The organism is Staphylococcus sp. SUC_1.2 (assembly GCF_026222585.1).
The window spans coordinates 1-26,416 of record NZ_JANJPM010000007.1 but is presented as its reverse complement, the minus strand read 5'-3'; the positions used below and the strand labels follow the sequence as shown (position 1 = coordinate 26,416).

General features: G+C 31.6%; 24 protein-coding genes and 1 pseudogene. 16 read left to right on the top strand and 9 right to left on the bottom strand.

Annotated elements, in window-relative coordinates:
* Positions 1 to 191 precede the first annotated feature (191 nt).
* From NR218_RS03745 to agrA, 6 genes are all read left to right on the top strand, one after another.
* Positions 192 to 815: a nitroreductase family protein gene (locus NR218_RS03745; protein WP_019835514.1), complete on the top strand. Its 624-nt coding sequence runs from the start codon at positions 192 to 194 to the stop codon at positions 813 to 815.
* A gap of 130 nt (positions 816 to 945) precedes the next feature.
* On the top strand, positions 946 to 1,731 hold the full coding sequence (locus tag NR218_RS03740; RefSeq protein WP_265883257.1) for a carbon-nitrogen family hydrolase: 786 nt from the start codon (positions 946 to 948) through the stop codon (positions 1,729 to 1,731).
* Between the two features lie 700 nt (positions 1,732 to 2,431).
* On the top strand, positions 2,432 to 2,998 hold the full coding sequence (locus tag NR218_RS03735) for an accessory gene regulator AgrB (RefSeq protein WP_019835516.1): 567 nt from the start codon (positions 2,432 to 2,434) through the stop codon (positions 2,996 to 2,998).
* A 2-nt stretch (positions 2,999 to 3,000) separates the two neighbouring features.
* On the top strand, positions 3,001 to 3,141 hold the full coding sequence (gene agrD / locus NR218_RS03730) for a cyclic lactone autoinducer peptide AgrD (RefSeq protein WP_019835517.1): 141 nt from the start codon (positions 3,001 to 3,003) through the stop codon (positions 3,139 to 3,141).
* Between the two features lie 23 nt (positions 3,142 to 3,164).
* Positions 3,165 to 4,454, top strand: coding sequence for a quorum-sensing sensor histidine kinase AgrC (agrC, locus tag NR218_RS03725; protein WP_265883256.1), 1,290 nt, complete (start codon positions 3,165 to 3,167; stop codon positions 4,452 to 4,454).
* A gap of 12 nt (positions 4,455 to 4,466) precedes the next feature.
* Positions 4,467 to 5,183, top strand: a complete 717-nt coding sequence (gene agrA / locus NR218_RS03720) for a quorum-sensing response regulator AgrA (protein WP_072291535.1) — start codon at positions 4,467 to 4,469, stop codon at positions 5,181 to 5,183.
* 50 nt (positions 5,184 to 5,233) lie between these two features.
* On the opposite strand, the gene NR218_RS03715 is transcribed toward agrA, so the two are convergent.
* From NR218_RS03715 to NR218_RS03695, 5 genes and pseudogenes are all read right to left on the bottom strand, one after another.
* Positions 5,234 to 6,193, bottom strand: coding sequence for a carbohydrate kinase family protein (locus NR218_RS03715; protein ID WP_019835519.1), 960 nt, complete (start codon positions 6,191 to 6,193; stop codon positions 5,234 to 5,236).
* Positions 6,194 to 7,681, bottom strand: a complete 1,488-nt coding sequence (locus NR218_RS03710; RefSeq protein ID WP_017175281.1) for a sucrose-6-phosphate hydrolase — start codon at positions 7,679 to 7,681, stop codon at positions 6,194 to 6,196. It lies immediately after the preceding gene.
* Between the two features lie 255 nt (positions 7,682 to 7,936).
* Positions 7,937 to 9,181 (bottom strand): ammonium transporter, encoded by a 1,245-nt coding sequence (locus NR218_RS03705; RefSeq protein WP_019835521.1) that lies wholly within the window; start codon positions 9,179 to 9,181, stop codon positions 7,937 to 7,939.
* Between the two features lie 109 nt (positions 9,182 to 9,290).
* Positions 9,291 to 9,449, bottom strand: a pseudogene (locus NR218_RS03700) (sulfurtransferase TusA family protein); the annotation flags it as partial.
* Positions 9,450 to 9,515: 66 nt separating this feature from the next.
* Positions 9,516 to 10,154, bottom strand: a complete 639-nt coding sequence (locus NR218_RS03695; protein ID WP_017175284.1) for a redox-sensing transcriptional repressor Rex — start codon at positions 10,152 to 10,154, stop codon at positions 9,516 to 9,518.
* 245 nt (positions 10,155 to 10,399) lie between these two features.
* On the opposite strand from NR218_RS03695, the gene NR218_RS03690 reads away from it, so the two are divergent.
* Entirely contained in the window at positions 10,400 to 12,337 is a 1,938-nt protein-coding gene (locus NR218_RS03690; RefSeq protein WP_072291531.1) for an ABC-F family ATP-binding cassette domain-containing protein, read from the top strand.
* A 337-nt stretch (positions 12,338 to 12,674) separates the two neighbouring features.
* Here NR218_RS03690 and tsaD read toward each other — a convergent pair whose 3' ends face one another.
* The 4 genes from tsaD to tsaE are packed head-to-tail and all read right to left on the bottom strand — an operon-like array spanning position 12,675 to position 15,237.
* A complete protein-coding gene (gene tsaD / locus NR218_RS03685) occupies positions 12,675 to 13,700 on the bottom strand; it encodes a tRNA (adenosine(37)-N6)-threonylcarbamoyltransferase complex transferase subunit TsaD (protein ID WP_019835766.1) in 1,026 nt (341 codons plus the stop codon).
* Positions 13,693 to 14,118 carry a ribosomal protein S18-alanine N-acetyltransferase gene (gene rimI, locus NR218_RS03680; protein WP_369963310.1) on the bottom strand — a complete coding sequence of 142 codons (426 nt, stop codon included), beginning with the start codon at positions 14,116 to 14,118 and terminating at the stop codon, positions 13,693 to 13,695. The genes tsaD and rimI overlap by 8 nt, the downstream gene beginning before the upstream one ends.
* An 11-nt stretch (positions 14,119 to 14,129) precedes the next feature.
* Complete coding sequence (gene tsaB, locus NR218_RS03675) at positions 14,130 to 14,795, bottom strand: tRNA (adenosine(37)-N6)-threonylcarbamoyltransferase complex dimerization subunit type 1 TsaB (protein ID WP_048761685.1); 666 nt, start codon at positions 14,793 to 14,795, stop codon at positions 14,130 to 14,132.
* Positions 14,776 to 15,237, bottom strand: coding sequence for a tRNA (adenosine(37)-N6)-threonylcarbamoyltransferase complex ATPase subunit type 1 TsaE (gene tsaE / locus NR218_RS03670; RefSeq protein WP_017175288.1), 462 nt, complete (start codon positions 15,235 to 15,237; stop codon positions 14,776 to 14,778). Before tsaE ends, tsaB begins: the two co-directional genes overlap by 20 nt.
* A gap of 442 nt (positions 15,238 to 15,679) precedes the next feature.
* Here tsaE and ilvD point away from each other — a divergent pair, with 442 nt between their 5' ends.
* The 9 genes from ilvD to ilvA all read left to right on the top strand — a co-directional run bounded on the left by ilvD (position 15,680) and on the right by ilvA (position 26,309).
* Entirely contained in the window at positions 15,680 to 17,368 is a 1,689-nt protein-coding gene (gene ilvD, locus NR218_RS03665) for a dihydroxy-acid dehydratase (RefSeq protein ID WP_002448260.1), read from the top strand.
* 18 nt (positions 17,369 to 17,386) lie between these two features.
* Entirely contained in the window at positions 17,387 to 19,105 is a 1,719-nt protein-coding gene (ilvB, locus tag NR218_RS03660) for a biosynthetic-type acetolactate synthase large subunit (protein ID WP_070549456.1), read from the top strand.
* Positions 19,102 to 19,341 carry an ACT domain-containing protein gene (locus tag NR218_RS03655; RefSeq protein WP_017175291.1) on the top strand — a complete coding sequence of 80 codons (240 nt, stop codon included), beginning with the start codon at positions 19,102 to 19,104 and terminating at the stop codon, positions 19,339 to 19,341. Before ilvB ends, NR218_RS03655 begins: the two co-directional genes overlap by 4 nt.
* Before the next feature lie 125 nt (positions 19,342 to 19,466).
* Positions 19,467 to 20,471: a ketol-acid reductoisomerase gene (ilvC, locus tag NR218_RS03650; protein WP_002455079.1), complete on the top strand. Its 1,005-nt coding sequence runs from the start codon at positions 19,467 to 19,469 to the stop codon at positions 20,469 to 20,471.
* Positions 20,472 to 20,491: 20 nt separating this feature from the next.
* On the top strand, positions 20,492 to 22,024 hold the full coding sequence (locus NR218_RS03645) for a 2-isopropylmalate synthase (protein ID WP_017175292.1): 1,533 nt from the start codon (positions 20,492 to 20,494) through the stop codon (positions 22,022 to 22,024).
* On the top strand, positions 22,024 to 23,067 hold the full coding sequence (leuB, locus tag NR218_RS03640; RefSeq protein WP_017175293.1) for a 3-isopropylmalate dehydrogenase: 1,044 nt from the start codon (positions 22,024 to 22,026) through the stop codon (positions 23,065 to 23,067). The genes NR218_RS03645 and leuB overlap by 1 nt, the downstream gene beginning before the upstream one ends.
* Before the next feature lie 17 nt (positions 23,068 to 23,084).
* Entirely contained in the window at positions 23,085 to 24,455 is a 1,371-nt protein-coding gene (gene leuC, locus NR218_RS03635; protein WP_072291530.1) for a 3-isopropylmalate dehydratase large subunit, read from the top strand.
* A gap of 3 nt (positions 24,456 to 24,458) precedes the next feature.
* A complete protein-coding gene (leuD, locus tag NR218_RS03630; RefSeq protein WP_217877887.1) occupies positions 24,459 to 25,028 on the top strand; it encodes a 3-isopropylmalate dehydratase small subunit in 570 nt (189 codons plus the stop codon).
* Positions 25,029 to 25,040: 12 nt separating this feature from the next.
* A complete protein-coding gene (gene ilvA / locus NR218_RS03625) occupies positions 25,041 to 26,309 on the top strand; it encodes a threonine ammonia-lyase IlvA (RefSeq protein WP_145429704.1) in 1,269 nt (422 codons plus the stop codon).
* Positions 26,310 to 26,416: the final 107 nt, after the last annotated feature.

Sequence of the window (26,416 nt, the reverse complement as noted above, 5' to 3'; positions counted from 1 at the left end):
TCTGAGACCTCCTCTTATTTTCAACAGTTTTAGTATAAAGAATAAAAACATATCATGCATGCATATAAACAAATTGATAAAGAACATTAATGTTTATGAAATTTTTTGTTATATAATAATTTACTTATTCCAGTATAAATTTTATACTGAAAGTATATTAAAAAAAGGAGATTATTTGATGGGATTATTTGATGGGACTATTTGATAAAGAAAACACAAAACCATTTTTAACTGAAATTGAAAACAGACGTACAATTTATAAAACTAAAACATCTATTTCTATTAGTGATGAAGAATTAGAGGAAATGATTGAACATATTGTAAAATATATGCCTTCAGCTTTTAATTCACAATCAACACGTATCGTTTTATTACTTAATGATCAACATATTAAATTCTGGGAAAATGCTAAAACTGTACTCAAAGATGTAATGGGACCAGATCGCGACTTTGAACCTACAAATCAAAGAATTAATGGTTTCGAGCATGCCTACGGAACTATTTTATATTTTGAAGATGAAGATGTTATAAAATCATTACAAGAACAAATGCCATCATATGCTGATAATTTTGCTAATTGGGCTGTTCAAACAAATGCTATGTATCAATACGCCATTTGGACTGCACTAAGTTCAAAAGGTATCGGTGCATCGTTACAACACTATAATCCACTAGTTGATCAAATTACAGCACAAACATTTGATATTCCAGCATCATGGAAACTTGTAGCACAAATGCCATTTGGTGATATTGAAGAACAAGCTGGTGAAAAAGAAATTCACCCTACTGATCAACGATTTATTATTAAAAAATAATAAATTTAAACTTATCAATAAAGTATATTTCAATTAAGTCATTTTACCTTAATTGTAATGTGCTTCATTTTGCTTTTCATAGCTAAATTTAGTAAATTGAAATTATTAAGCAGGTTGAGGAGTGGTTAAAGTGAAAATACAAATATTCCAATTTTATGTCGAATATGGAAATGTTGAGAAAAATGAACAAAAAATTTCAGAATGGTTTAATACTCAATTAGATGCTGATACTGAAGTTGTTGTGTTACCAGAAATGTGGAACAATGGCTATGCTTTAGAAGAATTAAATGAAAAAGCAGATCAAGCATTATCACGTAGTTTTCCTTTCATTTCGAATCTTGCTCAAACATATCAAGTTGATATCGTCTCAGGATCTGTTTCAAACAAACGAAATAATAAAGTTTATAATACTGCTTTTACTGTTTCTAAAGAAGGTCGTCGTATTAACAAATATGATAAAGTTCATTTAGTTCCAATGCTAAATGAACCAGAATTTTTAGAAGATGGAAAAACAGTTCCAGAACCATTTGCTTTATCATCAGGTGCTCTCGCCACTCAAATTATATGCTATGACTTAAGATTTCCTGAATTACTAAGATATCCCTCTAGAGAAGGTGCTCAAATCGCATTTTATGTCGCCGAATGGCCAACATCTCGCCTTAATCATTGGAGAAGCTTACTTCAAGCTAGAGCGATAGAAAATGATATTTTCATCGTCGCATGTAATGGCACAGGTCATGATGGAAATACTGAATACGCTGGACATTCAATGGTTATCAATCCTAATGGAGATATTCTTGTTGAGTTAAACAGAGAAGAAGCTACTATTTCAGTTGATATCAACATTCAAGAAGTATCACGCCAAAGAGATGCTATTCCAATCTTTAGAAATTTAAAACCTCATTTATATAAATAAAAAAAGTCGTGAGCTTGGGAGAGACTCACGACTTTTACTTAAGGGAATGTTTTACAGTTATTTTTCAATCTTTTGGGGATGTTATTAATTATGAAAAATTACATTGCATAACAATGTTATGATAGCTTGCATATTGAAAATAATTACCTTCTATTCAGAATAGCTAAGTTAATTATTTTCTACTGAGTTAACACTTCAGCGAGTCTTATGCATTTCTCATCAATAAGTTGGAATCGCTTATTAATGAATAGAACTACACGAAGAAATAAATAAATGAAATATTTCACTATGAAAATCGATATTATCGAATAACCCATTGGTCTCGATCATTACAAATACATAGTCAAACTACACAAACATTCCTTACAACTCATCGATAAATCAACTTTTAATTTCGCAACTACTAACAAAATCAAAAAAGATTTATTCGAATAAAACAAAGACTAACAATTTAAAGACTAAGATTATTAAGTTTATATCACTTTAATGTGATACGAGTATATTAAAACATAATATTCATTTAAGTTATTAAAAAATTCTTAACTTGCATCTTTTTCTACTAAACTGTTTATTTTTATATGGTAAAATATGAGTTATCGAATTACTTTTACAGTTAAGTATTAAATTTTAACAGTTAAGCATTATTTTACAGACTAATTGCACAAAATTGTATAATATAGTCAAGGAGAGTGGCACAATATTGAAAGCAATTGATGATAAAATTGAGCACTTTGCATCTTATTTACAGAAGAAAAACAACCTTGATCATATCCAATTCTTAAAAGTACGATTAGGCATGCAAGTGGTTGTTAGTAATATTGCTAAAACGATTGTGACATATGGTGCTGCGCTCATATTCCATACATTTTTGTATACTTTAATCACACACATTAGTTATTTTTTAATTCGACACAATGCACACGGGGCGCATGCAAAGTCTACTTTGCTATGCCATATTCAAAATTTAATCTTATTTGTTGGTTTACCATGGCTCATTGCTTACTATCATATTAATATGGGTATCATGTATAGTGTTAGTGGTATTGCATTATTACTGATTATTATTTATGCACCAGCTGCCACTAAGAAACAACCCATACCCGAAAGACTAAAACCTCGTAAAAAAATAAAGTCTATTATTTTAGTAGTGGTTTTAATCATTATTTCTATTATAGCAACAGAGCCATATAAACAATTAATTTTATTAGGTATGATACTTGAAAGTACAACACTATTACCATTCTTTTTTCCTAAGGAGGATTATTAATTATGACATTTATTACTCAATTATTTATTAAATTATTCTCATTAATCTTAGAAACTGTTGGTACACTCGCTTCTTATTCACCTTGCGCAACTTATTTTGATGAACCAGAAGTCCCTGAAGAGTTAACAAATTTAGAAAGATAGTATTTTAAGAAAGTGTGTGTGCCATGGATTTATTATCTAATGTACCTTTAGCTTTATTTCAAGGTTTTCTCCTTTTTATAATTGCTAAAATAGTTTCAAATATTAAATATAAAACAAGGGATTATTTAATCGTTTTAGCGATTATAATCCCTTCTGCTCTTTTGTATTATTTTTTCGGAAGTATATCTATATTATATTTACTTATCAGTTGCGGAATATTTTTTTATTATAAAATAAAGTTTTATTCTATAATCACAGTTTTGGGCAGCGCAATATTAATGTTTTTAAGTAATTTTATCGTTTTCTTTTTAATAATTTTTATTGAAAATACATTAGATAATCAGTATTTAATTTTAATGATATATTTAACTTTGTTTTCATTAATCTCTATTATTCTTGCTTATACTTTTAAAATTGTATTTAAAAAATTTAAGCAATCCTATCTATCTATTAATAAAACTTATTTAATTATTATTACAATTGTTTTAGTTTCATCATTTATCATTTTACTAATATATTCGCAAACACCTAGAATTAATAATGCTTCTTTAAAAATTTATGGGCTAATTTTTATTGGAATAATTATATTTTTCATCACCTTAATCATTATTATTTCTAGATATACATTACGTGAACTTCGCTACAGACGTAATATGGAAGAAATTGAAACGTATTATGAATACACACTACAAATAGAATCGATTAATAATGAAATGCGTAAGTTTAGACATGATTACGTCAATATTCTTACTACAATGTCAGAATACATAAGAGAAAATGATATGGATGGTTTAAAGACATATTTTAATGACAATATTGTTCCTATGAAAGATAACCTTCAAATGAACTCAATCAAAATTAATGGTACGGATAATTTAAAAGTGCGTGCTATTAAAGGATTAGTAACAACTAAAATTTTACAAGCTCAAGAAAAAAATATACCTATTAGTATTGAAGTGCCAGAGTTAATTGATCATATTGAGATGAATACAGTTGATTTAAGCCGTATCATTGGGATTATCATTGATAACGCTATTGAGGCTTCAGAAGAATTAGAAGATGCCTTAATTAGAATTGCATTCATCAATGTCGAAACGTCAGTCATGTTTATTGTTATGAATAAATGTAAAGAAGATATGCCGAAAATCCATGAATTATTTCAAGATTCCTTTTCAACTAAAGGAGATAACAGAGGACTTGGTCTAACGACTTTAAAAGACATTACTGATACTACTGAAAACGTGTTACTTGATACGACTATAGAAAATGACTACTTCGTTCAAAAAGTAGAAATTATAAATAATATGCCATAAGGATGTGAAAAAATGAAAATATTCATTTGTGAAGACGATGTGAAACAACGTGAAAATATGGTTTCAATTATTAATAACTATATAATGATTGAAGAAAAACCGATGGAAATAGCGTTAGCGACAGATGATCCTTATGAAATTATTGAACAGTCAAAAGAAATGAATGATGTTGGATGTTATTTTTTAGATATACAATTAGAAGCTGATATTAACGGTATTAAACTTGGAAGTGAAATTCGAAAGTATGATCCTATTGGGAATATCATCTTTGTTACAAGTCATAGTGAACTCACTTACCTAACATTTGTCTATAAGGTATCTGCAATGGATTTTATTTTTAAAGATGATCCTAATCAACTTAAAACGCGAATAATAGATTGTATTGAAACTGCTCATACACGTTTAAAATTACTTTCAAAAGAAAGTAATGTTGAGACAATTGAATTAAAGCGTGGTAGCAATTCAATATATGTACAATATGATGATGTCATGTTCTTTGAATCGTCTACAAAATCCCATCGTTTAATTGCGCATCTTGATAACCGTCAGATTGAATTCTACGGAAATCTTAAAGAATTAGCACAACTCGATGCTCGTTTTTTCAGATGTCACAATAGTTTTGTTGTAAATCGCCATAATATCGATTCAGTCGATTCTAAAGAACGAATTGTAACTTTCAGAAACGGTGAGCATTGCTATGCCTCTGTACGTAATGTTAAAAAGATATAATATTAAAACCCCTTCATTTTAATATCTGAAGGGGTTTCTTAATCTCTTTTTTAAAGTTCTTCAATAACTTCTTCTAAACTTGGAATACTTTCAATAGCGCCATACTTAGTAGTTACTTTTGCAGCTACTAAATTACTAAATTTTAAAATTTCTTCTCCTTTTCCTTTAAATAGAGAAGTAATGTCTGTTAATTCTGTATTTAAAATTCTATTAATGACTGCACCAATAAACGCGTCTCCAGCACCAGTAGTGTCAACAGCTTCAACTTTATACCCTTGATGATGAATAATTGTCCCATCTTTTAAATAAGCTGTTGCTCCTTTGTCTCCTTGTGTATAGATAACTACTTCAACATTTCCTTTAAATAAAGATTGAATCGCTTTATGTTCATCACTTATTCCAGTAACAAATTCAATTTCTTCATCTGAAATTTTAATGATATTTGCTTTGGGAAGAAATGATTGAATAGTTACTTTACACGCTTCTGCGCTATCCCATAGTGGTAATCTAACATTTGGATCAAATACTATCATCCCATGAGCCGCTTCAAATTTTTCAATCATAGCAAGATGTGCATTTTTCATATCACATTCAATTAAATCAACAGAACAAAAATGTAGAACATCTTGATTAGAAATATTGATTTCATCTAAATTCGAAGCATGATAAAGCATGTCAGCTGATGGTTTACGATAAAAAGAAAAATCTCGTTCTCCATTTTCTTTTAAACTAACGAAAGCGAGTGCAGTATTAGCTGTATTTGTTCGTTTAATATATGTTGTACCAACGCCTATTTTTTCTAACGTCTCTACAATAATATCTCCAAAAGCATCATTACCTAGTTGTGTAACCATTTCTGTACTACTACCTAATTTTTTAGCCACGCTCGCCACATTAGCAGGTGCCCCGCCAACTTGTCGACTAAATTGCGTTACATCTTTAAGTTCAATATTTGTTCTATTTGGAATAAAATCGATTAATGCTTCACCAATAGCGTATAACTTTCTCATTTATTTATCTCTCCCTAAGTCATATTTAGTAAATTTTAAATAAACTTGACCTGTTTCCGTAGATGTGCGAATTGCTGTAGCATTTTCATCAGGAAAAATTCTTGACGTCAAGACACGCTCTCCATCATTACAAAAAATTTCAATACTTGAAGTATCCACAAAAATGTGTAATTGCTTTAATGGCGAATCTAAATATGTAGATCTTGTCACACCTTCAACATTACTAGGTAATGCACCACTTTCTGATCGATCTAATGTAATCTTTTGCTCCCTAGTATTATAAGAAATTAATGTTGAATTTAACTTAGATGCTCTTAATTCAAAATATATTTCTGTTGCTTCATTTTCTAAAATATCAATAATAAGCTCATATTGCGTACCTTCATAAGGATGAAGTGTTGTATTATATTTGTTAGCATAACCTAATGCTGTTTCTTTATTTTGACGTAACGTCTCTAACGCTTTCAAAGGACGTTGGCGTAACCGTCCTTCTTCGATTGTTAACTCTCTAGGTATCGTTAAACAATGTGCCCAACCTTCTTCATCTGTAGGATATTGAGTATCTGGTAATCCCATCCACCCAATTAAAATACGCTTACCATATTCATCTATAAATGTTTGTGGCGCATAAAAATCAAAACCATTATCAAGTTCCATAAATGTATCATGTTTGAATTCTAATGTATCGAAATTTAAATGACCGATTAGATATCCAGATTGATAAATATTTCTATATTTTTCATCTTTTGCATCAATACCTTGAGGACTAAAAATAATTACATCTTGTCCATTTAAACTAAAATAGTCTGGACATTCCCACATATAGCCAAAATCTTCTAGTTCGGTTGTAATTTCTCCAATATATTCCCATTGATCAATCTGTCGATGTATCATTTTGTACAAAAGTAAACGTCCTAATTCTTGTTGGGTTTGGACACCTAATATTGCATAATATTCTTCATGATGTTTAAATACTTTTGGATCTCTAAAATGACTTGTATATCCTTCAGGTTGATGAGCAATCACAGGCTTATTTAATTTTTCGATTGAACCATCTTGTTTTACTTTTGCAATCATTTGACTCGCATATCTTTTCCATTCTTCATCTCGATGATTACCTGTATACATATAATATAAGTTTCCTTCAAATTCAAAAGCACTTCCACTGTATACCCCATGACTATCATAAATCGTATCAGGTTTTAATATGGGACCATTTGGTTCAAATGTCACTAAATCTTTACTAGTATAATTAAACCAATATTTCAGTCCATGCACGGCACCCAATGGAAACCACTGGTGAGATACATAGTATGTTCCGTTATAAAACATTAATCCATTAGGATCGTTTAATAAACCTGTTTCAGGTTGAATATGAAAGTGTTGACGATAGCTTGATTGTTCTATTCGATGCTTTAACGCTTCTAATTCATCTTTGTTCACATCTTCAATACGACGATAGCGTTGTTCTCTTGACCACTCAGTCATATTAGGCCTCCTAAATCATTAGTATTAATTTTATCATTTAATATCGTAACGGTAATTAGTCTTAAGACTTTACAATCCATGATTTAAAAAGCGGGAAATTGTATTTACAATACTCCCGCAAACTTTGCAATATCTGATATATTTTTTTAATAGACTAATCATCTAAATTAATATCAACATAATATTAATTTTATCATATCGTGATTATCTTCAAGTACTGTTTTACTAATGAAACTTCAACATTTTAAATATATATCAATACCTTTTATGTAATTTATTTAATTCTCCATAAAAATATGCCTTTTCACCATGCACAAGTTGATCTAAACCTGTCTTATCTTCTTCAACAGTCGTAGCAAGGGACATAAAAATTGATAATGTCTTTCCAATAATAAAAGTTATAATAATCGAGTAAAGTACTACTACTATAACTGCAATACATTGTATCCATATAGTATGTAAATGACCAGTATAGATTAATCCATCTAATATATCTTTATTAACTTTATGTGATTGAAATACACCAGTCAATATTGCACCAATCACACCTCCAACACCATGAATACCAAAGGCATCAAGTGTATCATTATATCTTAATTTTTCTTTTATAGAATTGACCACAAAATAACATGCTATACCACCAATCATAGAGATAATGTATGCACTTAAGTAGTTTACAAATCCAGCTGCTGGTGTAATGGTTACGAGTCCTGACAGTACACCTGATAATAAACCAAGTAAGCTTAACTTTTTATTAGAAAAGTATTCAAGAATCAACCAACTAAATGCTCCTCCACTCGCAGCAATGATAGTATTTACAAACGATATCACTGCTATATCATTTAAAGTAAACGCACTTCCTGTATTAAAACCGTACCATCCTATCCAAACAAAAATACCACCTATAAGTGTAATAAGTAAATTATTCGGCTGTAGTTTCTCTACTTTTTTTCCGTGACCTATCATTATTGCTAATACTAATCCTGATACTCCCGATGTAATATGTACTACGGTACCTCCAGCATAATCTAAAGCATCAAGTTGTTGAATCCAACCACCGCCCCATACCCAATGAGCTACAGGACTGTAAATCATAATTACCCATATAAATATAAAAATAGTAAAAGGAATAAATCTCATTCGCTCAGCAATTGAACCTGATAAAATGGAAACCGCAATAGTACAAAACATCATCTGAAATAACATAAATAAGGCAAACGGAATATGTGGACTAAATTGAACATTCGTATTAAATCCTACATGTTGCAAACCAATAAAATCAAAATTACCTATCCAATCATTTCCATGACCAAAACTCAAAGAAAATCCAATGACCACCCATGTAAACGTAACAATAATTATAGCAGCCATACTTTGCATCACTGTATTTAAAACATTTTTAGATTGAACTAAGCCTCCATAAAATAAACTCAATCCTGGTGTCATTAACCAAACTAATAAAATACATAGAAATAAAAAAATTGTGTCATCCATCTTCATTTTTACCACTTCCTTAAAAACATCATATTAATAGTTTTTAAGAATAGCAAAAACACGTAAGATTAAATGACACAATTTGTCATATTACATTACATTTATAAAGAAAAACTTAAGCTTTTTGAACTGTGATTGTCCATGAAGCATCATCAAGTTGTTCATAGTTTGTTACAGGATACCCTTGTTCAGCTGCCCAGTTTGGAATGGCTTCAGTTACTTGAGTGCAATCAAAGTCTATTTTTAATTCGTCACCATTTTTTAATGTTTCCATTAAATTAATATATTTATAAAAAAGCTATAATGCAAATGCATTTTAGCTTTAAAAAATAATTTAATATTAATTTGAAGAGTTTTTCATAAAGAATAATAGTGATTGTAATTCGATACCTAAATCGATATGATGAACTTGAACATCATTTGGCACATCAATTCTAGCAGGAGTAAAGTTTAAGATACCTTTTACATCAGCCTTAATAAGTCGATCTGAAACAGATTGTGCCACACTTCCTGGTGTAGTAAGAATCACTACATTAATATTTTGTTTTTGAAGTTCAGATGAAATATCATCAATATGCTTTACTGTCACTTTTCCAACTTTTGTACCAACAATATCTTTATCAATATCAAATGCAGCTGTAATTGTCATTTCATCATGTATTGAAAAATTGTAAGTAAGTAATGCACGTCCTAAATTCCCTACGCCAACAATAGCAATATGAATATTATTACTATCGCTAATCTCCGTTTTAAAGAATTCTAAAAGACTCTCAACGTTATAGCCATATCCTTTCTTACCTAACTCACCAAAATAAGAAAAATCTCTTCTTATCGTAGCTGATTCAATATCTAAAGCCTCACTAATTGTTTTAGAACTCACACGATCAATACCTTTGATTTTCAATGAATTAACAAATCGATAATATAAAGGTAAACGTTTTAATGTAGCGCGAGGTATTTTTGATTGATTTTGAGGCATATGCAATGTCCCCCTTTTGTTTGAACTTTTTAATCTATATATTCAAACTAACTAGAGTGCAATTAGTTATTTTAGTGAAATATATATAATGCCTATTATGGATACTGCAATATTATACCGTAACCTATTTCAAAAATAAATATCTTAGTTTCCTAAGCATACCTTATATTGTAAAATGATATAATAATGTCAAATTTAAAGTTAAATAAATGTGATTGTTACATAGATAGAAAGGTGAAACTTGAATGATACTTTTACAATTAAATGATATTTCAAAATCGTTTGATGGTGAAGATATATTTAATCATGTTAATTTTGAAGTTAAAACTGGAGAACGTATTGGCGTAGTAGGAAGAAATGGCACTGGAAAATCAACGTTAATGAAGATTATTGCAGGTGTTGAAGATTATGATAGTGGCCATATTTCAAAAATCAAGAATTTACGCATTGGTTATTTAACTCAACAAATGACACTTGATTCTTCTCTGACTGTAATTGAAGAAATGTCAAAACCATTTGAACATATTAAGCATATGGAAACGCTTATTAATGATGAAACTGATTGGTTAGCCGCTCACGTTGATAGTTATGATTCAGAAGATTATAAACAACATATGGAGCGTTATGAATCATTATCTAATCAATTTGAACAACTTGAAGGTTATCAATATGAAAGTAAAATTAAAACAGTATTGCATGGTTTAAACTTTACTGAAGAAGAATTTGATAAACCCATTAATGATTTTAGTGGCGGACAAAAAACACGTTTATCTTTAGCACAGATGCTTTTAAGTGAACCCGATTTATTACTATTAGATGAACCTACAAACCATCTTGACTTGGAAACAACTAAGTGGTTAGAAGATTATTTAAAATATTTTAAAGGTGCCATCATTATTATTAGTCATGACAGATACTTCTTAGATAAAATTGTAACTCAAATATATGACGTTGCTTTAGGAGATGTGAAGCGTTATGTAGGTAATTATGAGCAATTTATTACTCAACGTGATAAATACTATGAATTAAGAATGCAAGAATATGAAAAACAACAAGAAGAAATTAAACGCCTTGAAACTTTCGTGGAAAAAAATATTACTCGAGCTTCAACAAGCGGTATGGCTAAAAGTCGTCGAAAAACATTAGAAAAAATGGAACGTATCGATAAGCCAATGATGGATGCTAAAAGTGCTAATATCCAGTTTGGATTTGATAGAAATACTGGCAATGATGTGATGCATATCCGTAATCTAGAAGTAGGTTATCAATCCCCTATCACTGCTCCTATTAATATTGAAGTTACAAAAGGAGACCATATTGCTATTATTGGACCTAATGGAGTTGGAAAGACTACACTTATCAAAACAATTGCAAATCGTCAAAAAGCATTAGGTGGAGAAATTACTTATGGTGCTAATTTAAACATAGGATATTACGATCAAAAACAAGCTGAATTCAAATCTAATAAAACAATATTAGATTATGTTTGGGATCAATATCCTATGATGAATGAAAAAGATGTCCGCGCTATTTTAGGACGATTTTTATTCGTTCAAGATGACGTCAAAAAAGTTATTAATGATTTATCAGGGGGCGAAAAAGCACGTTTGCAATTAGCTTTACTTATGTTACAACGTGATAACGTTTTGATACTCGATGAACCTACTAACCATCTTGATATAGATTCTAAAGAAATGTTAGAACAAGCGTTAAAAGATTTTGAAGGTACAATTTTATTTGTTTCCCATGATCGATATTTTATTAATCAACTAGCAAATAAAGTATTTGATTTAAATAAAGATGGTGGTCAACTATATTTAGGTGACTATCAATATTTTATTGAGAAAACAGAAGAAGCTTCTGCGTTAAAGGAATTTGAAGCGGAACACAATAAAGATGAAACGCTTGATTTAGAAGACACTGATTCGTCAACAACTAATACGTATGCTTCTCAAAAACAATATAAGAGAGAATTACGAAAAATTGAGCGTCAAATTGAGCAATGTGAAGAACAAATCGAAAAATATGAAGAACAAATTACTCAAATTAATCAACAATTGACTCAGCCTGATATTTTTAATGATCCTATTAAGGCAAATGAACTTGCTGAGCAGAAATTAAGTACCGAACGACAATTAGAGAATATTATGGCTGAATGGGAAGAATTGCAAGAAAAAATTTAATATATCTAAGAAAAACTAGTAAAAGTATCAAATTTTTACTAGTTTTTTTATTTATTTCATTCACAAATTTATAAACAACTAAAATACCGATATATCAGTTATCCACGAACTTATCCTAGTTATCCACAACACGAATGATAATAATTTACATAACTTTTACACAACATTCAAACTATATTCACACCTTTACCCCCTTTTTATCCACAAGATATTAACTATTTGTTGATAAGTACACACGTTCTCTATTGACATATATCATATATCAATACATTAATCTAATTAAATAAAAAAGTAATTGAAACTTATTTGATTTTAAGTTCAATTACTTTTTACTTTATTATTCAACTGTTACATCTTCAATATCTATATTATTTTTTCCATTTAAATCTAGAGATGAAGTTACTCCAGCTTTATAGTAATAATATCCAGCAGCCCCAATCATAGCAGCATTATCTGTACATAACTTTGAATTAGGTATTGAAAGTTTAATGTTATTTTCTTTACACAAATGATTTAATCGTTCTCTTAATCCTTTGTTACTAGCTACTCCGCCAGCTACAATAAGGTGTTCAACATGATAAGATTTACAAGCATTAATAGCCTTTGTACTTAATACATCGACAACACTATTTTGGAAACTGGTAGCAACATCTTCTTTTTTTATGTCTTCATTTTTTTGTCGTTGATTGTGTAACTTATTAATCACTGCACTTTTTAATCCACTAAAACTAAAATCATAACTATCTTTTTCAAGCCATACTCTAGGAAAATGATATGTGTCCTTTCCTTCCAAAGCAAGTGCATCTATAGCTGGGCCACCTGGATATGGTAAATCAATTGTTCTTGCTACCTTATCATAAGCCTCTCCTACAGCATCATCTCGTGTTTCACCAATGACTTCAAAATTTAAATGTGATTTCATATAAACAAGTTCTGTATGTCCACCCGAAACGATTAATGCTATTAAAGGAAAGGTTAGCGGTTCTTCAAGATGATTAGCATAAATATGTCCAGCAATATGATGAACAGGAATGATTGGCTTATTATAAGCAAATGCTAAAGCTTTTGCTGCATTAATTCCTATTAGAAGTGCCCCTATTAATCCAGGCCCTTGTGTAACAGCTACGGCATCGATATCTTCCATAGTAGCATTAGCTGAAGATAACGCTTCATCAATTGTAGTCGTAATTCCCTCTACATGGTGTCTACTTGCAACTTCAGGGACTACTCCCCCAAAACGTTTATGACTTTCTATTTGACTAAGTACAATATTAGATAAAATCGTATTTCCATTTTTTATAACACTTACACTTGTTTCGTCACAACTTGTTTCAACCGCTAATATTAATATGTCTCTATTCATTTAAATTCACCCACATCACTAATGCATCCTCGCCTTCTCCATAGTAATTTTTTCTTTTACCGCCATATTGAAACCCTAATTTTTTATATACATGTTGAGCTATCACATTCGTAATTCTCACTTCTAAACTCATCACATCACAAGTATGCCTAGCATAGTCCATCACATAATTTAGTAATAGCTGACCTAATCCATAGTCTCTGAATGATTCTTTGATTGCTATGGTTGTAATTTGAGCTTGATCAATTACTATCCATAATCCTAAATATCCAATAATTTCTTCTTGAAAAATAACAACAAAGTACTTTGCGAAGTTATTTTCATTTAATTCATGGTAAAATGCATCAATGGTCCATGAACTATCGTTGAAGCTTTCTCTCTCAATATCGAAAACACTTGGTACATCATCGACTTGCATCGCTCTAATAGTTAACTGTTCTTCTGTTGGTTTAACCAATTACGTTCCGCCTCTGACAATTTTATATAATTTGGTACAAACGTATGAATGTTCTCAGGTTGATGAATCAAGTGTTTCATGACAGTTGCATTAGGCAGTTTAGTCTCAATATCTCCATGTAGTAATTCAGATAATTTTTCCGTGTCCTCTCCTACAAACACATAAGGTTGATTTAAAGCATTGAGTTTTTTATGCAACGCTTCTAAAGAAATATATTGGTCTTTTTCAATTGTATTTAATTGATTATTTTCATATTGATATAATCCTGTATATACCGCTTCGCGACGAGCATCAAATATTGGTACAATAATTCTTTTATCATTCGTATCTATAGTAGCCGCTAATGCTTTTAACGATGAGACACCATATAATTTAGTATTCAAAGCATAGGCTAATGTTTTCGCTACAGTAACGCCTATTCTCACTCCTGTATAAGAGCCAGGTCCTTTTGCAACAACAATCCCATCTAATTCTTGTTTTTTTAAATTCGATTCATTAAATAAGGATTGAATACCAGGCATAAGTTGGCTCGAATGATCTTTTTTACTATTTGTTGTTTTTATTGCTAAAACCTCATCATCGTTCATCAAAGCAATTGACATGGGTTGATTTGAAGTATCAATTAACAGTAAGTTCATTGTCTATCTCTTCCTTTATTTTAGTATAATGATAGCCTTTTGCTGCTATATTAATTTGTCGTTGACTTTCATTTATAGTCGTAATATTAATCACTAAATACTCTTCTGGAAGGAACTCCTGTATAAATTGACTCCATTCAATTATTGTAACAGCGTCATCTTCAAAGTATTCATTAAATCCTAAATCTTCATCTGAATCTTCTAAGCGATAACAATCCATATGATGAAGTTTTAACTCCTTACCTTTGTATGATTTTATGATATTAAACGTAGGAGAATTAATATTACGCTTTACTCCTAGATATTTACCTATAAATTGAGTCAACGTTGTTTTACCAGCACCTAAATCTCCATTCAATAAAATGACATCTTTTGAACCAACATGCTTCATTAAAATTTTAGCAAAATGTTCCATCTCATCTAAATTTTTGATAGGTATCATGTATTGTTCTCTCTCCTCATGTTTATTTTACTCTTCATTATTTCATCTAAATTTAACTTAATAATTGTAACAAACTTTACTAAAAATTTCTCATTAATAAAACATAAATTATTCTTCTAAATTGTTAGAAAATTCTAAAAAGAGTATTGACTTTAATATCTGTTTAGTGTAAATTAAATTTATCAAATTTTTAAACAATTCTAACTATTCAAATAATAATCCATTCAAGAAAGGAGTATAATACCATGCAATCATTTACATATTCACTGTCACCACTAGAAAATTTAATTATTTTATTATACTCTTCAGGGCTGGAACTTTAGTAGCTTAATTTACTAAATGTTTAAGTCCTATTTCTCATTGAATGGGACTTAAAAACGTCCCAACTTTATTGGGGCGTTTTTTTATTTTAATAATTAGTAATTTATGGGGGAATGAATAAATGAGAAGTGACATGATAAAAAAAGGTGATCACCAAGCACCAGCAAGAAGCCTATTACACGCGACAGGAGCACTTAAAAGTCCTACTGACATGAATAAGCCTTTTGTAGCAATTTGTAATTCATATATCGATATCGTTCCTGGACATGTTCATTTAAGAGAATTAGCTGATATTGCAAAAGAAGCGATTCGTGAAGCAGGAGCAATTCCTTTTGAATTTAATACAATCGGTGTCGATGATGGAATAGCAATGGGACATATTGGTATGAGGTATTCCTTACCGTCACGTGAAATTATTGCAGATGCGGCTGAAACTGTTATCAATGCTCATTGGTTTGATGGTGTATTTTATATTCCTAACTGTGACAAAATTACACCTGGTATGTTATTAGCAGCTGTTAGAACAAATGTCCCTGCTATCTTTTGTTCAGGTGGCCCAATGAAAGCTGGTTTATCTGCTCAGGGAAAAGCTTTAACTCTATCATCTATGTTCGAAGCAGTCGGAGCTTTTAAAGAAGGTTCAATTACTAAAGAAGAATTTTTAGATATGGAACAAAATGCTTGTCCAACATGTGGATCATGTGCAGGAATGTTCACAGCAAATTCTATGAACTGTTTAATGGAAGTCTTAGGATTAGCACTTCCCTACAACGGTACAGCTTTAGCAGTAAGCGATCAACGTCGTGAAATGATTAGACAAGCAGCATTCCAATTGGTAGAAAATATAAAAAATGATATTAAACCTCGTGATATTGTTACGAAAGAAGCAATTGATGATGCATTTGCTTTAGATATGGCAATGGGTGGTTCAACAAATACTGTACTTCATACATTAGCAATTGCTAATGAAGCTGGAATTGAATATGACTTAGAAAGAATTAATGAAATTGCTAAAAAAACGCCTTATTTATCTAAGATTGCACCAAGTTCTTCTTATTCTATGCACGATGTTCATGAAGCTGGCGGATGTCCAGCAATCATTAATGAATTAATGAAAAAAGAAGGAACCCTACATCCAGATCGACTCACAGTTACTGGTAAAACATTAAGAGAAAATAACCAAGGTAAAGAGATTAAAAATTTCGATGTTATTCATTCTTTAGATGCTCCATATGATAAAGAAGGTGGATTGTCCGTCTTATTCGGTAATATTGCTCCTAAAGGTGCAGTAATTAAAGTTGGTGGTGTTGATCCTTCAATCAAAGTATTTAAAGGAAAAGCAATTTGCTTTGATTCACATGATGCAGCTGTAGAAGCAATTGATAATAAAACAGTTCGTGAAGGTCACGTAGTGGTCATTCGATATGAAGGACCTAAAGGAGGTCCGGGTATGCCAGAAATGTTAGCTCCTACATCATCTATCGTCGGAAGAGGTTTAGGAAAAGATGTTGCTTTAATTACGGATGGACGTTTTTCTGGAGCTACTCGTGGTATCGCTGTAGGTCATATTTCACCAGAAGCAGCCTCAGGAGGTCCTATTGGTCTGATTAGAGATGGTGATGAAATTACTATTGACTTAGTAAATCGAACTTTAGATGTTAATCAGCCTCAAGAAGAATTGTATAAACGTAAAGAAGAACTTGAGCCTTTTAAAGCTAAAGTAAAAACAGGTTATCTTGCAAGATACACTGCTTTAGTAACCAGTGCAAATACGGGTGGTATTATGCAAGTCCCAGAAAATCTTATTTAAATTTAAGGAGCGATAAATATGTCAAAAACAAAGGAAAGTAATAAACAAACTGAAACACTTACAACTCGAAGTGGTTCTGACTTATTAGTAGAAGCACTTGTACACGAAGATGTTGATTTCATTTTTGGATATCCAGGTGGCGCAGTTTTACCATTATACGATACATTTTATGATGAAAAAATTAAACATATTCTTGCACGTCATGAACAAGGTGCTACCCATGCCGCTGAAGGATACGCACGTGTTTCAGGCAAACCTGGTGTCGTCGTCGTAACAAGTGGTCCTGGAGCTACAAATGCTATCACTGGTATTACTGATGCTTATTGTGATTCTCTACCCTTAGTCGTATTTACCGGACAAGTGGCAACCCCTGGTATTGGTAAAGATGCATTCCAAGAAGCTGATTTATTATCAATGACGACACCAATTACAAAAGCTAATTACCAAGTTAAACATGTAGATGATATCCCTAGAATTGTTCACGAGGCATTCTATTTAGCAAATACTGGACGTAAAGGACCTGTAGTTATTGATTTCCCAAAAGATATGGGTGTTTTAACTTCTTCTGCTCCACTTGAAGAAAAAGTTCATTTACCTTCATATCAAGTAACTGAAAATCCAAATAAAGAAGATATTCAACAACTTTCTCAATATTTAAATCATGCAAAACAACCTGTTGTTTTAGCTGGAGCAGGTATCAATCACTCAAAATCAAATGCTTTATTAACCGAATTTGTTACTCACCATCAAATTCCTGTTGTTACAACTTTATTAGGTCTAGGTGCTATTCCATATGAAAATCCCCTTTTCCTTGGTATGGGCGGTATGCATGGCTCTTATGCAAGTAACATGGCACTCACTGAATGTGACTTACTCATTAATTTAGGTAGTCGATTTGATGATCGTTTGGCTAGTAATCCTAAGGAATTCGTACCAAATGCTAAAGTGGTACACATTGATATTGATGAATCAGAAATTAATAAAGTGATTCCTACAACACTCGGAATTGTTGCAGATTGTAAAAAAGTATTAGAAGCATTAGTTACTGAACATCAAAGTCATGCTACATACAAAGAATGGGTAGATCATTGTTTAGATAATAAATCAAAACATCCATTTAAGTACAAAGAAGCTAATGATACATTTTGTCGTCCACAAGAAGCGATTGAATATATTGGTAAAATCACAAATGGTGAAGCCATCATCACTACAGATGTAGGTCAGCATCAAATGTGGTCAGCACAATTTTATCCGTTTAAACATCATAGTCAATGGGTTACAAGTGGTGGATTAGGAACAATGGGATTCGGTATTCCTTCAGCAATTGGTGCACAACTCGCAGCTCCAGATAAAACAGTTATTTGTTTTGTAGGTGATGGTGGATTCCAAATGACCAATCAAGAAATGGCGTTATTACCTGAATATCATCTAAATGTAAAAATTGTTTTAATTAACAACGGTACATTAGGAATGGTAAAACAATGGCAAGATAAATTCTTTAATCAACGTTTTTCACATTCTGTTTTCAATGATCAACCAGATTTTATTAAAATGGCTGAAGCTTACGGTGTTAAAAGCTTCTTAATCGATCACCCTAATAAATTAAAAGCGCAATTAGATGAAGCTTTTAATTATGAAGGTCCTGCTTTAATTGAAGTAAGAATTTCTCCAGCGGAACCTGTAAACCCTATGATTCCTAGTGGTAAAGCTAATCATGAAATGGAGGGCCTAGAATGAACCGAACTTTAAAATTAAAAGTAGCTGACCAAGTCAGTACGTTAAATCGAATCACAAGTGCTTTTGTAAGATTACAGTACAATATCAATGAATTATATGTAAAACCTGCTAGTGAAGATGGCATATCTGATATGACAATCAAAGTTCATATTGAGGATGAAGATGTATATCGAATTTTAATTACTAAATTAAAAAAACAAGTCAGTGTTATTAATGTTGAAGATGTGAATGATTAATTCTTAGATGATGCGCTAGCATTTTACATCAATTATCATATTTAATGTCTAACATCATAAAGTTAATTATTACCTTTTTAATATTCGCAATTTTTGAAATTTTTTAACTAATGGAGGAAAGTATTATGACAAAAGTTTATTATGATCAATCAGTAGAAAAAGATGCACTACAAGGTAAAAAAATCGCTATTATCGGTTACGGTTCTCAAGGCCATGCACATGCTCAAAACCTTAAAGATAACGGTTACGACGTAAGAGTTGGTATTCGTCCAGGTAATTCATTTAATAAAGCTAAAGAAGATGGATTAGATGTTTATCCAGTGGCTGAAGCAGTTAAACAAGCAGACGTTATTATGGTATTACTTCCTGATGAAATTCAAGGTAATGTATATAAAAATGAAATTGCTCCAAATTTAGAAGCTGGTAATGCATTAGCTTTTGCACATGGATTTAATATTCATTTTAACGTCATCGAACCACCTAAAGATGTAGATGTCTTCTTAGTAGCACCTAAAGGTCCTGGTCATCTAGTAAGACGTACATTTGTTGAAGGTTCAGCTGTGCCAGCATTATTTGGCGTTCAACAAGATGCTACAGGTCATGCACGTGATATTGCTTTAAGTTATGCAAAAGGTATTGGTGCTACACGTGCTGGTGTTATTGAAACAACATTTAAAGAAGAAACTGAAACTGACTTATTCGGTGAACAAGCTGTACTTTGTGGGGGAATTCATAAACTGATTCAAAGTGGTTTCGAGACATTAGTGGAAGCTGGATATCAAAAAGAATTAGCATATTTTGAAGTACTACATGAAATGAAACTGATCGTTGATTTAATGTATGAAGGCGGTATGGAAAATGTACGTTATTCAATTTCAAATACTGCTGAATTTGGTGACTACGTATCTGGTCCACGTGTCATTACTCCAGATGTTAAAGATAATATGAAAGAAGTACTTAAAGATATTCAAAATGGTAATTTCGCTAATCGCTTTGTTAAAGATAACGAAAATGGATTTAAAGAATTTTATGAATTACGTGAACAACAACATGGTCATGAAATTGAAGCAGTGGGTCGTGAACTAAGAAAAATGATGCCATTCATTAAATCTAAAAGCATTCAAAAATAAAATGTAAGGAGATGTTAAAAATGGAAAGCCATATTCAAATATTTGATACAACGTTAAGAGATGGAGAGCAAACACCTGGTGTGAATTTTTCATTTGATGAACGTTTAAGTATTGCTAAGCAACTTGAAAAATGGGGAGTCGATGTTATTGAAGCAGGCTTCCCCGCTTCAAGTACTGGAAGTTTTAAATCTGTAGAAGCAATCTCTAAAGCATTAACTACCACTGCAGTGTGTGGATTAGCAAGATGTAAAAAATCTGATATTGATGCTGTATATGAAGCAACAAAATGTGCTGCTAAACCACGTGTTCATGTATTTATTGCTACTTCCCCTATTCATTTAGAGCATAAGCTAAAAATGACTCAAGAAGAAGTCTTAGAATCAATTAAGGAACATGTCAGTTATGCTAAATCATTATTCGATGTAGTACAATTCTCACCAGAAGATGCATCAAGAACAGATCAAGCATTCCTTATAAAATCTGTTCAAACAGCTGTTGATGCAGGAGCTACAATAATCAATATTCCAGATACTGTTGGATATAGTTATCCAAGTGAATATGGTGTCATTTTTAAATCTCTTATTACAAATGTTAAATCAGAAAAAGAAATTATTTATAGTGCACATTGTCATGATGATTTGGGTATGGCAGTAGCAAATAGCTTAGCTGCAATTGAAAATGGCGCGAAACGCATTGAAGGTACTGTAAATGGTATTGGTGAACGTGCAGGTAATACTGCATTAGAAGAAATTGCATTAGCACTATACGTTCGCAAAGATCATTATGGTATTGAAACAAAATTAAAATTAGAGCAAACTAAATTGACTTCAGATTTAATTTCTAGATATGCAGGCATTCGAGTTCCAAGAAATAAAGCCATTGTTGGTCAAAATGCTTTCAGTCATGAATCAGGTATTCATCAAGATGGTGTTCTTAAAAATCCTGAAACGTACGAAATCATGACGCCTCAACTTGTTGGAATAAGCAAAAACGAATTACCTTTAGGCAAACTTTCTGGTAAACATGCTTTTGCTGAAAAACTTAAAACGTTAGGTTATGACATTGAACCTAAACAACAAATCGAGTTATTCAAACAATTTAAAGCAGTAGCAGATAAGAAAAAATCAGTATCTGACCGAGATATTCATGCGATTATTCAAGGTTCTGAACATGAACAAAATGCAATTTATCAAGTAGAAACTTTGCAATTACAATATGTTTCAAATGGTCTACAAAGCGCTGTTGTTGTCATTAAAGATAAAAAAGGTCATATTTATCAAGATTCAAGCATTGGTACAGGATCAATTGTTGCAATTTACAATGCTGTTGATCGTATTTTTAAAAAGGATAGTGAACTCATCGATTATAGAATTGATTCAGTTACTGAAGGTACAGATGCACAAGCTGAGGTTCATGTTGAGCTTGTTATTGAAAATCAACATGTTAATGGTATAGGTATCGATCATGATATACTTCAAGCTTCTTGTAAAGCATATGTAGAAGCTCATGCTAAATATATTGCCCAAGATTTAGAGAAAGTAGGTAATAAATAATGACATATAAAATTGTTGCTTTACCCGGAGATGGCATCGGACCTGAAATTTTAAATGGAAGTTTAGAGTTATTAGAAATAATAAGTAAGAAATACAATTTCACCTATAATTTAAAAAGTTATGATTTTGGAGGAGCCGCCATTGATACACATGGCACTCCCCTTCCTAATGAAACACTCTCTGCCTGTCAAGAAGCAGATGCGATTTTATTAGGAGCAGTTGGAGGACCAAAATGGACAGATCCTAATAATCGTCCAGAACAAGGATTATTAGCGTTACGTAAAAAGTTAGGCTTATTTGCTAATATTCGTCCTACTAAAGTGACTGAAGGTACCAGTCAATTTTCACCTTTAAAAGAAGAGCGTGTTAAACATACAGACTTAGTTATAGTTCGTGAATTAACGAGTGGCATTTATTTTGGTGAACCTAGACATATGAATCATTCTGAAGCATTAGATTCTCTCACTTATACTAAAGCTGAAATAGAACGTATTGCTAAAGTTGCATTTGAATTAGCACGTACTCGTAGTAAAAAAGTAACTTCTGTAGATAAAGAGAATGTCCTTGCTTCAAGTAAACTTTGGAGAAAAACTGTTACTGAAGTAAGCAAGTCTTATCCGGACATCGAATTAAATCATTTACTCGTTGATGCGTGTAGTATGCATTTAATTACTCATCCTTCACAATTCGACGTCATTGTTACTGAAAATCTCTTTGGTGATATTTTAAGTGATGAAGCTTCAGTAATACCTGGTTCACTCGGTTTATCACCTTCGGCAAGTTTTAGTGAACACGGTACTAGACTTTATGAACCTATTCATGGTTCAGCGCCTGACATTGCTCATCAAAATCTTGCTAATCCATTTGGAATGGTATTGTCACTAGCAATGTGTTTAAGAGAAAGTTTAAATCAAAGTGTCGCAGCAGAAGAATTAGAACATGCTGTATATCATTTAATTAAAATTGGTAAAACAACAAAAGATCTTGGAGGACACTATAAAACTTCAGACATCTTTGAGTTACTAAAAAAAAGTTATCAATAAAGGGAGGTACATAAATAATGGCTCAAACATTATTTGATAAAGTTTGGAATAAACATGTCTTAACTGGTAAAGAAGGCGAACCTCAACTCTTATACATAGATTTGCATCTTATACATGAAGTGACCTCTCCTCAAGCTTTTGAAGGATTAAGACTTCAAAAAAGACAACTTAGACGTCCAGATTTAACCTTTGCAACTCTTGATCATAATGTTCCTACAATCGATATATTTAATATTAGAGATGAAATTGCTAATAAACAGATTACGACTTTACAGAAAAACGCCAAAGATTTTGGTGTACATATTTTTGATATGGGTTCAGATGAGCAAGGTATCGTTCATATGGTAGGTCCTGAAACTGGATTAACACAACCAGGTAAGACAATCGTATGTGGTGATTCACATACAGCAACTCACGGGGCATTTGGTGCTATTGCTTTTGGCATTGGAACAAGTGAAGTAGAACATGTTTTTGCAACTCAAACATTATGGCAAACAAAACCTAAAAATCTTAAAATTGAAGTTTCAGGTAAATTACAACCAGGTGTGTATGCTAAAGATATTATTTTACATTTAATCAATCAACATGGTGTAGATTTCGGAACAGGCTATGCACTTGAGTTTACTGGAGAAACCATTCAATCACTATCCATGGAGGGTCGAATGACAATTTGTAATATGGCAATTGAAGGTGGAGCTAAATACGGTATTATTCAACCGGATGAAACTACATTTGAATACATCAAAGGTCGACCATATGCACAGAACTTTAATCAATCTATTGGAGAATGGCAGAAACTATATTCAGATGAAGATGCTCATTTTGACAAAGTGATTACACTTGATGTAACCAATTTAGAACCTCAAGTGACATGGGGCACAAATCCAGAGATGGGTGTGAATTTTAGTTCTCCATTCCCAGAAATTCAAAATATTAATGATGAACGTGCATACAACTATATGGGACTAAAACCTGGTCAAAAAGCAGAAGATATCGATTTAGGTTATGTCTTTTTAGGTTCATGTACTAATGCTCGCCTATCAGATTTGATAGAAGCAAGCCATATCGTAAAAGGAAAAAAAGTACATCCTAAAATTACTGCTATTGTTGTTCCTGGCTCACGTACAGTAAAAAAAGAAGCAGAATCTCTAGGGTTAGACAAAATATTTAAAGAAGCAGGCTTTGAATGGAGAGAACCTGGATGTTCCATGTGCTTAGGAATGAATCCTGACCAAGTACCAGAAGGTGTCCATTGTGCCTCAACAAGTAATCGAAATTTTGAGGGTCGGCAAGGTAAAGGTGCACGTACACATCTTGTTTCTCCGGCTATGGCTGCAGCCGCAGCAATAAATGGTAAATTCGTTGACGTAAGAAAGGTGGTTGTATAAGTAATGGATATTCAACCTATCACCCAATACACAGGTAAAGTAGTCCCTTTGTTTAACGACAATATTGATACAGATCAAATTATTCCAAAAGTTCATCTTAAACGAATTACTAAAACTGGTTTTGGACCCTTTGCTTTTGATGAATGGCGTTATTTACCTGATGGATCAGATAATCCGGATTTTAATCTAAACAAACCAAAATATAAAGGTGCTTCAATTCTTATTACTGGAGACAACTTTGGTTGTGGTTCAAGTCGTGAACATGCTGCTTGGGCTTTAAAAGATTTTGGCTTTAATATTATTATTGCTGGTGGTTTTAGCGATATCTTCTATATGAATTGTACAAAAAATGGAATGTTACCTATTGTTTTAAATGAACAATCTAGAAAATATCTAGCCGATCAAAATAATATAACGGTTGATTTACCAAATCAAACTGTGTCAGCAAATAATCAATCTTTCCACTTTGATATAGATGAAACTTGGAAAGATAAACTTATAAATGGATTAGATGATATTGCTATTACATTAAAATATGAAGAATTAATAAAGAAATATGAGAAAACAATGTAAGGATGATAACAAATGGTTTTAAAGACAACGGTAACAGCTACTGATGTAGACGAAGCTTATTTACGTATAAAAGATGTTGTGAAAGAAACACCATTACAATATGATCATTATCTTTCACAAAAATATAATTGTAATGTTTATTTAAAAAGAGAAGACTTGCAATGGGTACGCTCATTTAAATTGCGTGGTGCTTATAACGCTATTTCAGTATTAGACACACAAGCTAAATCAAAAGGTATTACTTGCGCAAGTGCTGGTAATCATGCCCAAGGAGTAGCTTATACTGCTAAAGCATTAAATTTAAAAGCTGTTATCTTTATGCCAGTGACAACCCCTCTTCAAAAAGTAAATCAAGTTAAATTCTTCGGTGCAGAAAATGTAGAAATCGTTCTAACTGGCGATACATTTGATGATTGTTTAAAAGAAGCTTTAGTTTATACAGATGAGCATCATATGACATTTATTGATCCATTCAACAATGTTTATACTATCGCTGGTCAAGGGACATTAGCAAAAGAAATTTTATTAGAAGCAAAAAAAGAAAAGATTCAATTTGATTATCTCTTTGCAGCTATTGGAGGCGGAGGTCTAATATCCGGTGTAAGTACATATATGCATGAACATAGTCCACATACACAAATCATTGGGGTCGAACCTGCCGGAGCAAGTAGTATGTATGAATCAGTAGTAGTTCAAAATAAAGTTGTAACTTTAGAACATATAGATAAATTTGTTGATGGCGCTTCAGTAGCACGTGTTGGTGATATTACCTTTAATATTGTCAAACAATACGTCAACGACTACTTACAAATTGATGAAGGCGCAGTATGTTCTACAATTTTAGATATGTACTCTAAACAAGCAATAGTAGCAGAACCAGCAGGTGCATTAAGTGTATCAGCTCTTGAATTTTATAAAGACAATATTATAGGAAAAACTGTAGTATGCGTAGTCAGTGGTGGAAATAATGATATTAATCGTATGAAAGAAATTGAAGAACGTTCACTCTTATATGAAGAAATGAAACATTATTTCATTTTAAATTTCCCTCAACGTCCAGGAGCTTTAAAAGAATTTGTTAATGATGTTTTAGGTCCTCAAGATGATATTACTAAATTTGAATATCTAAAAAAAGCTTCTCAAAATACGGGTACTGTTATTATTGGCATTCAGTTAAATAATCATCAAGATTTAGAACAATTAAAACATAATGTCGATGAATTTGATCCATCAAATATTTATATTAATAAAAATAAAATGTTGTATTCATTATTAATTTGAAATAATATTAAAAACTTCTTCAGTATATTATTGAAGAAGTTTTATTATTTTTATCATTTTTTAGTTTAATACATTTACTCCTCAATTCATTAGTTTCAAAAGATTTA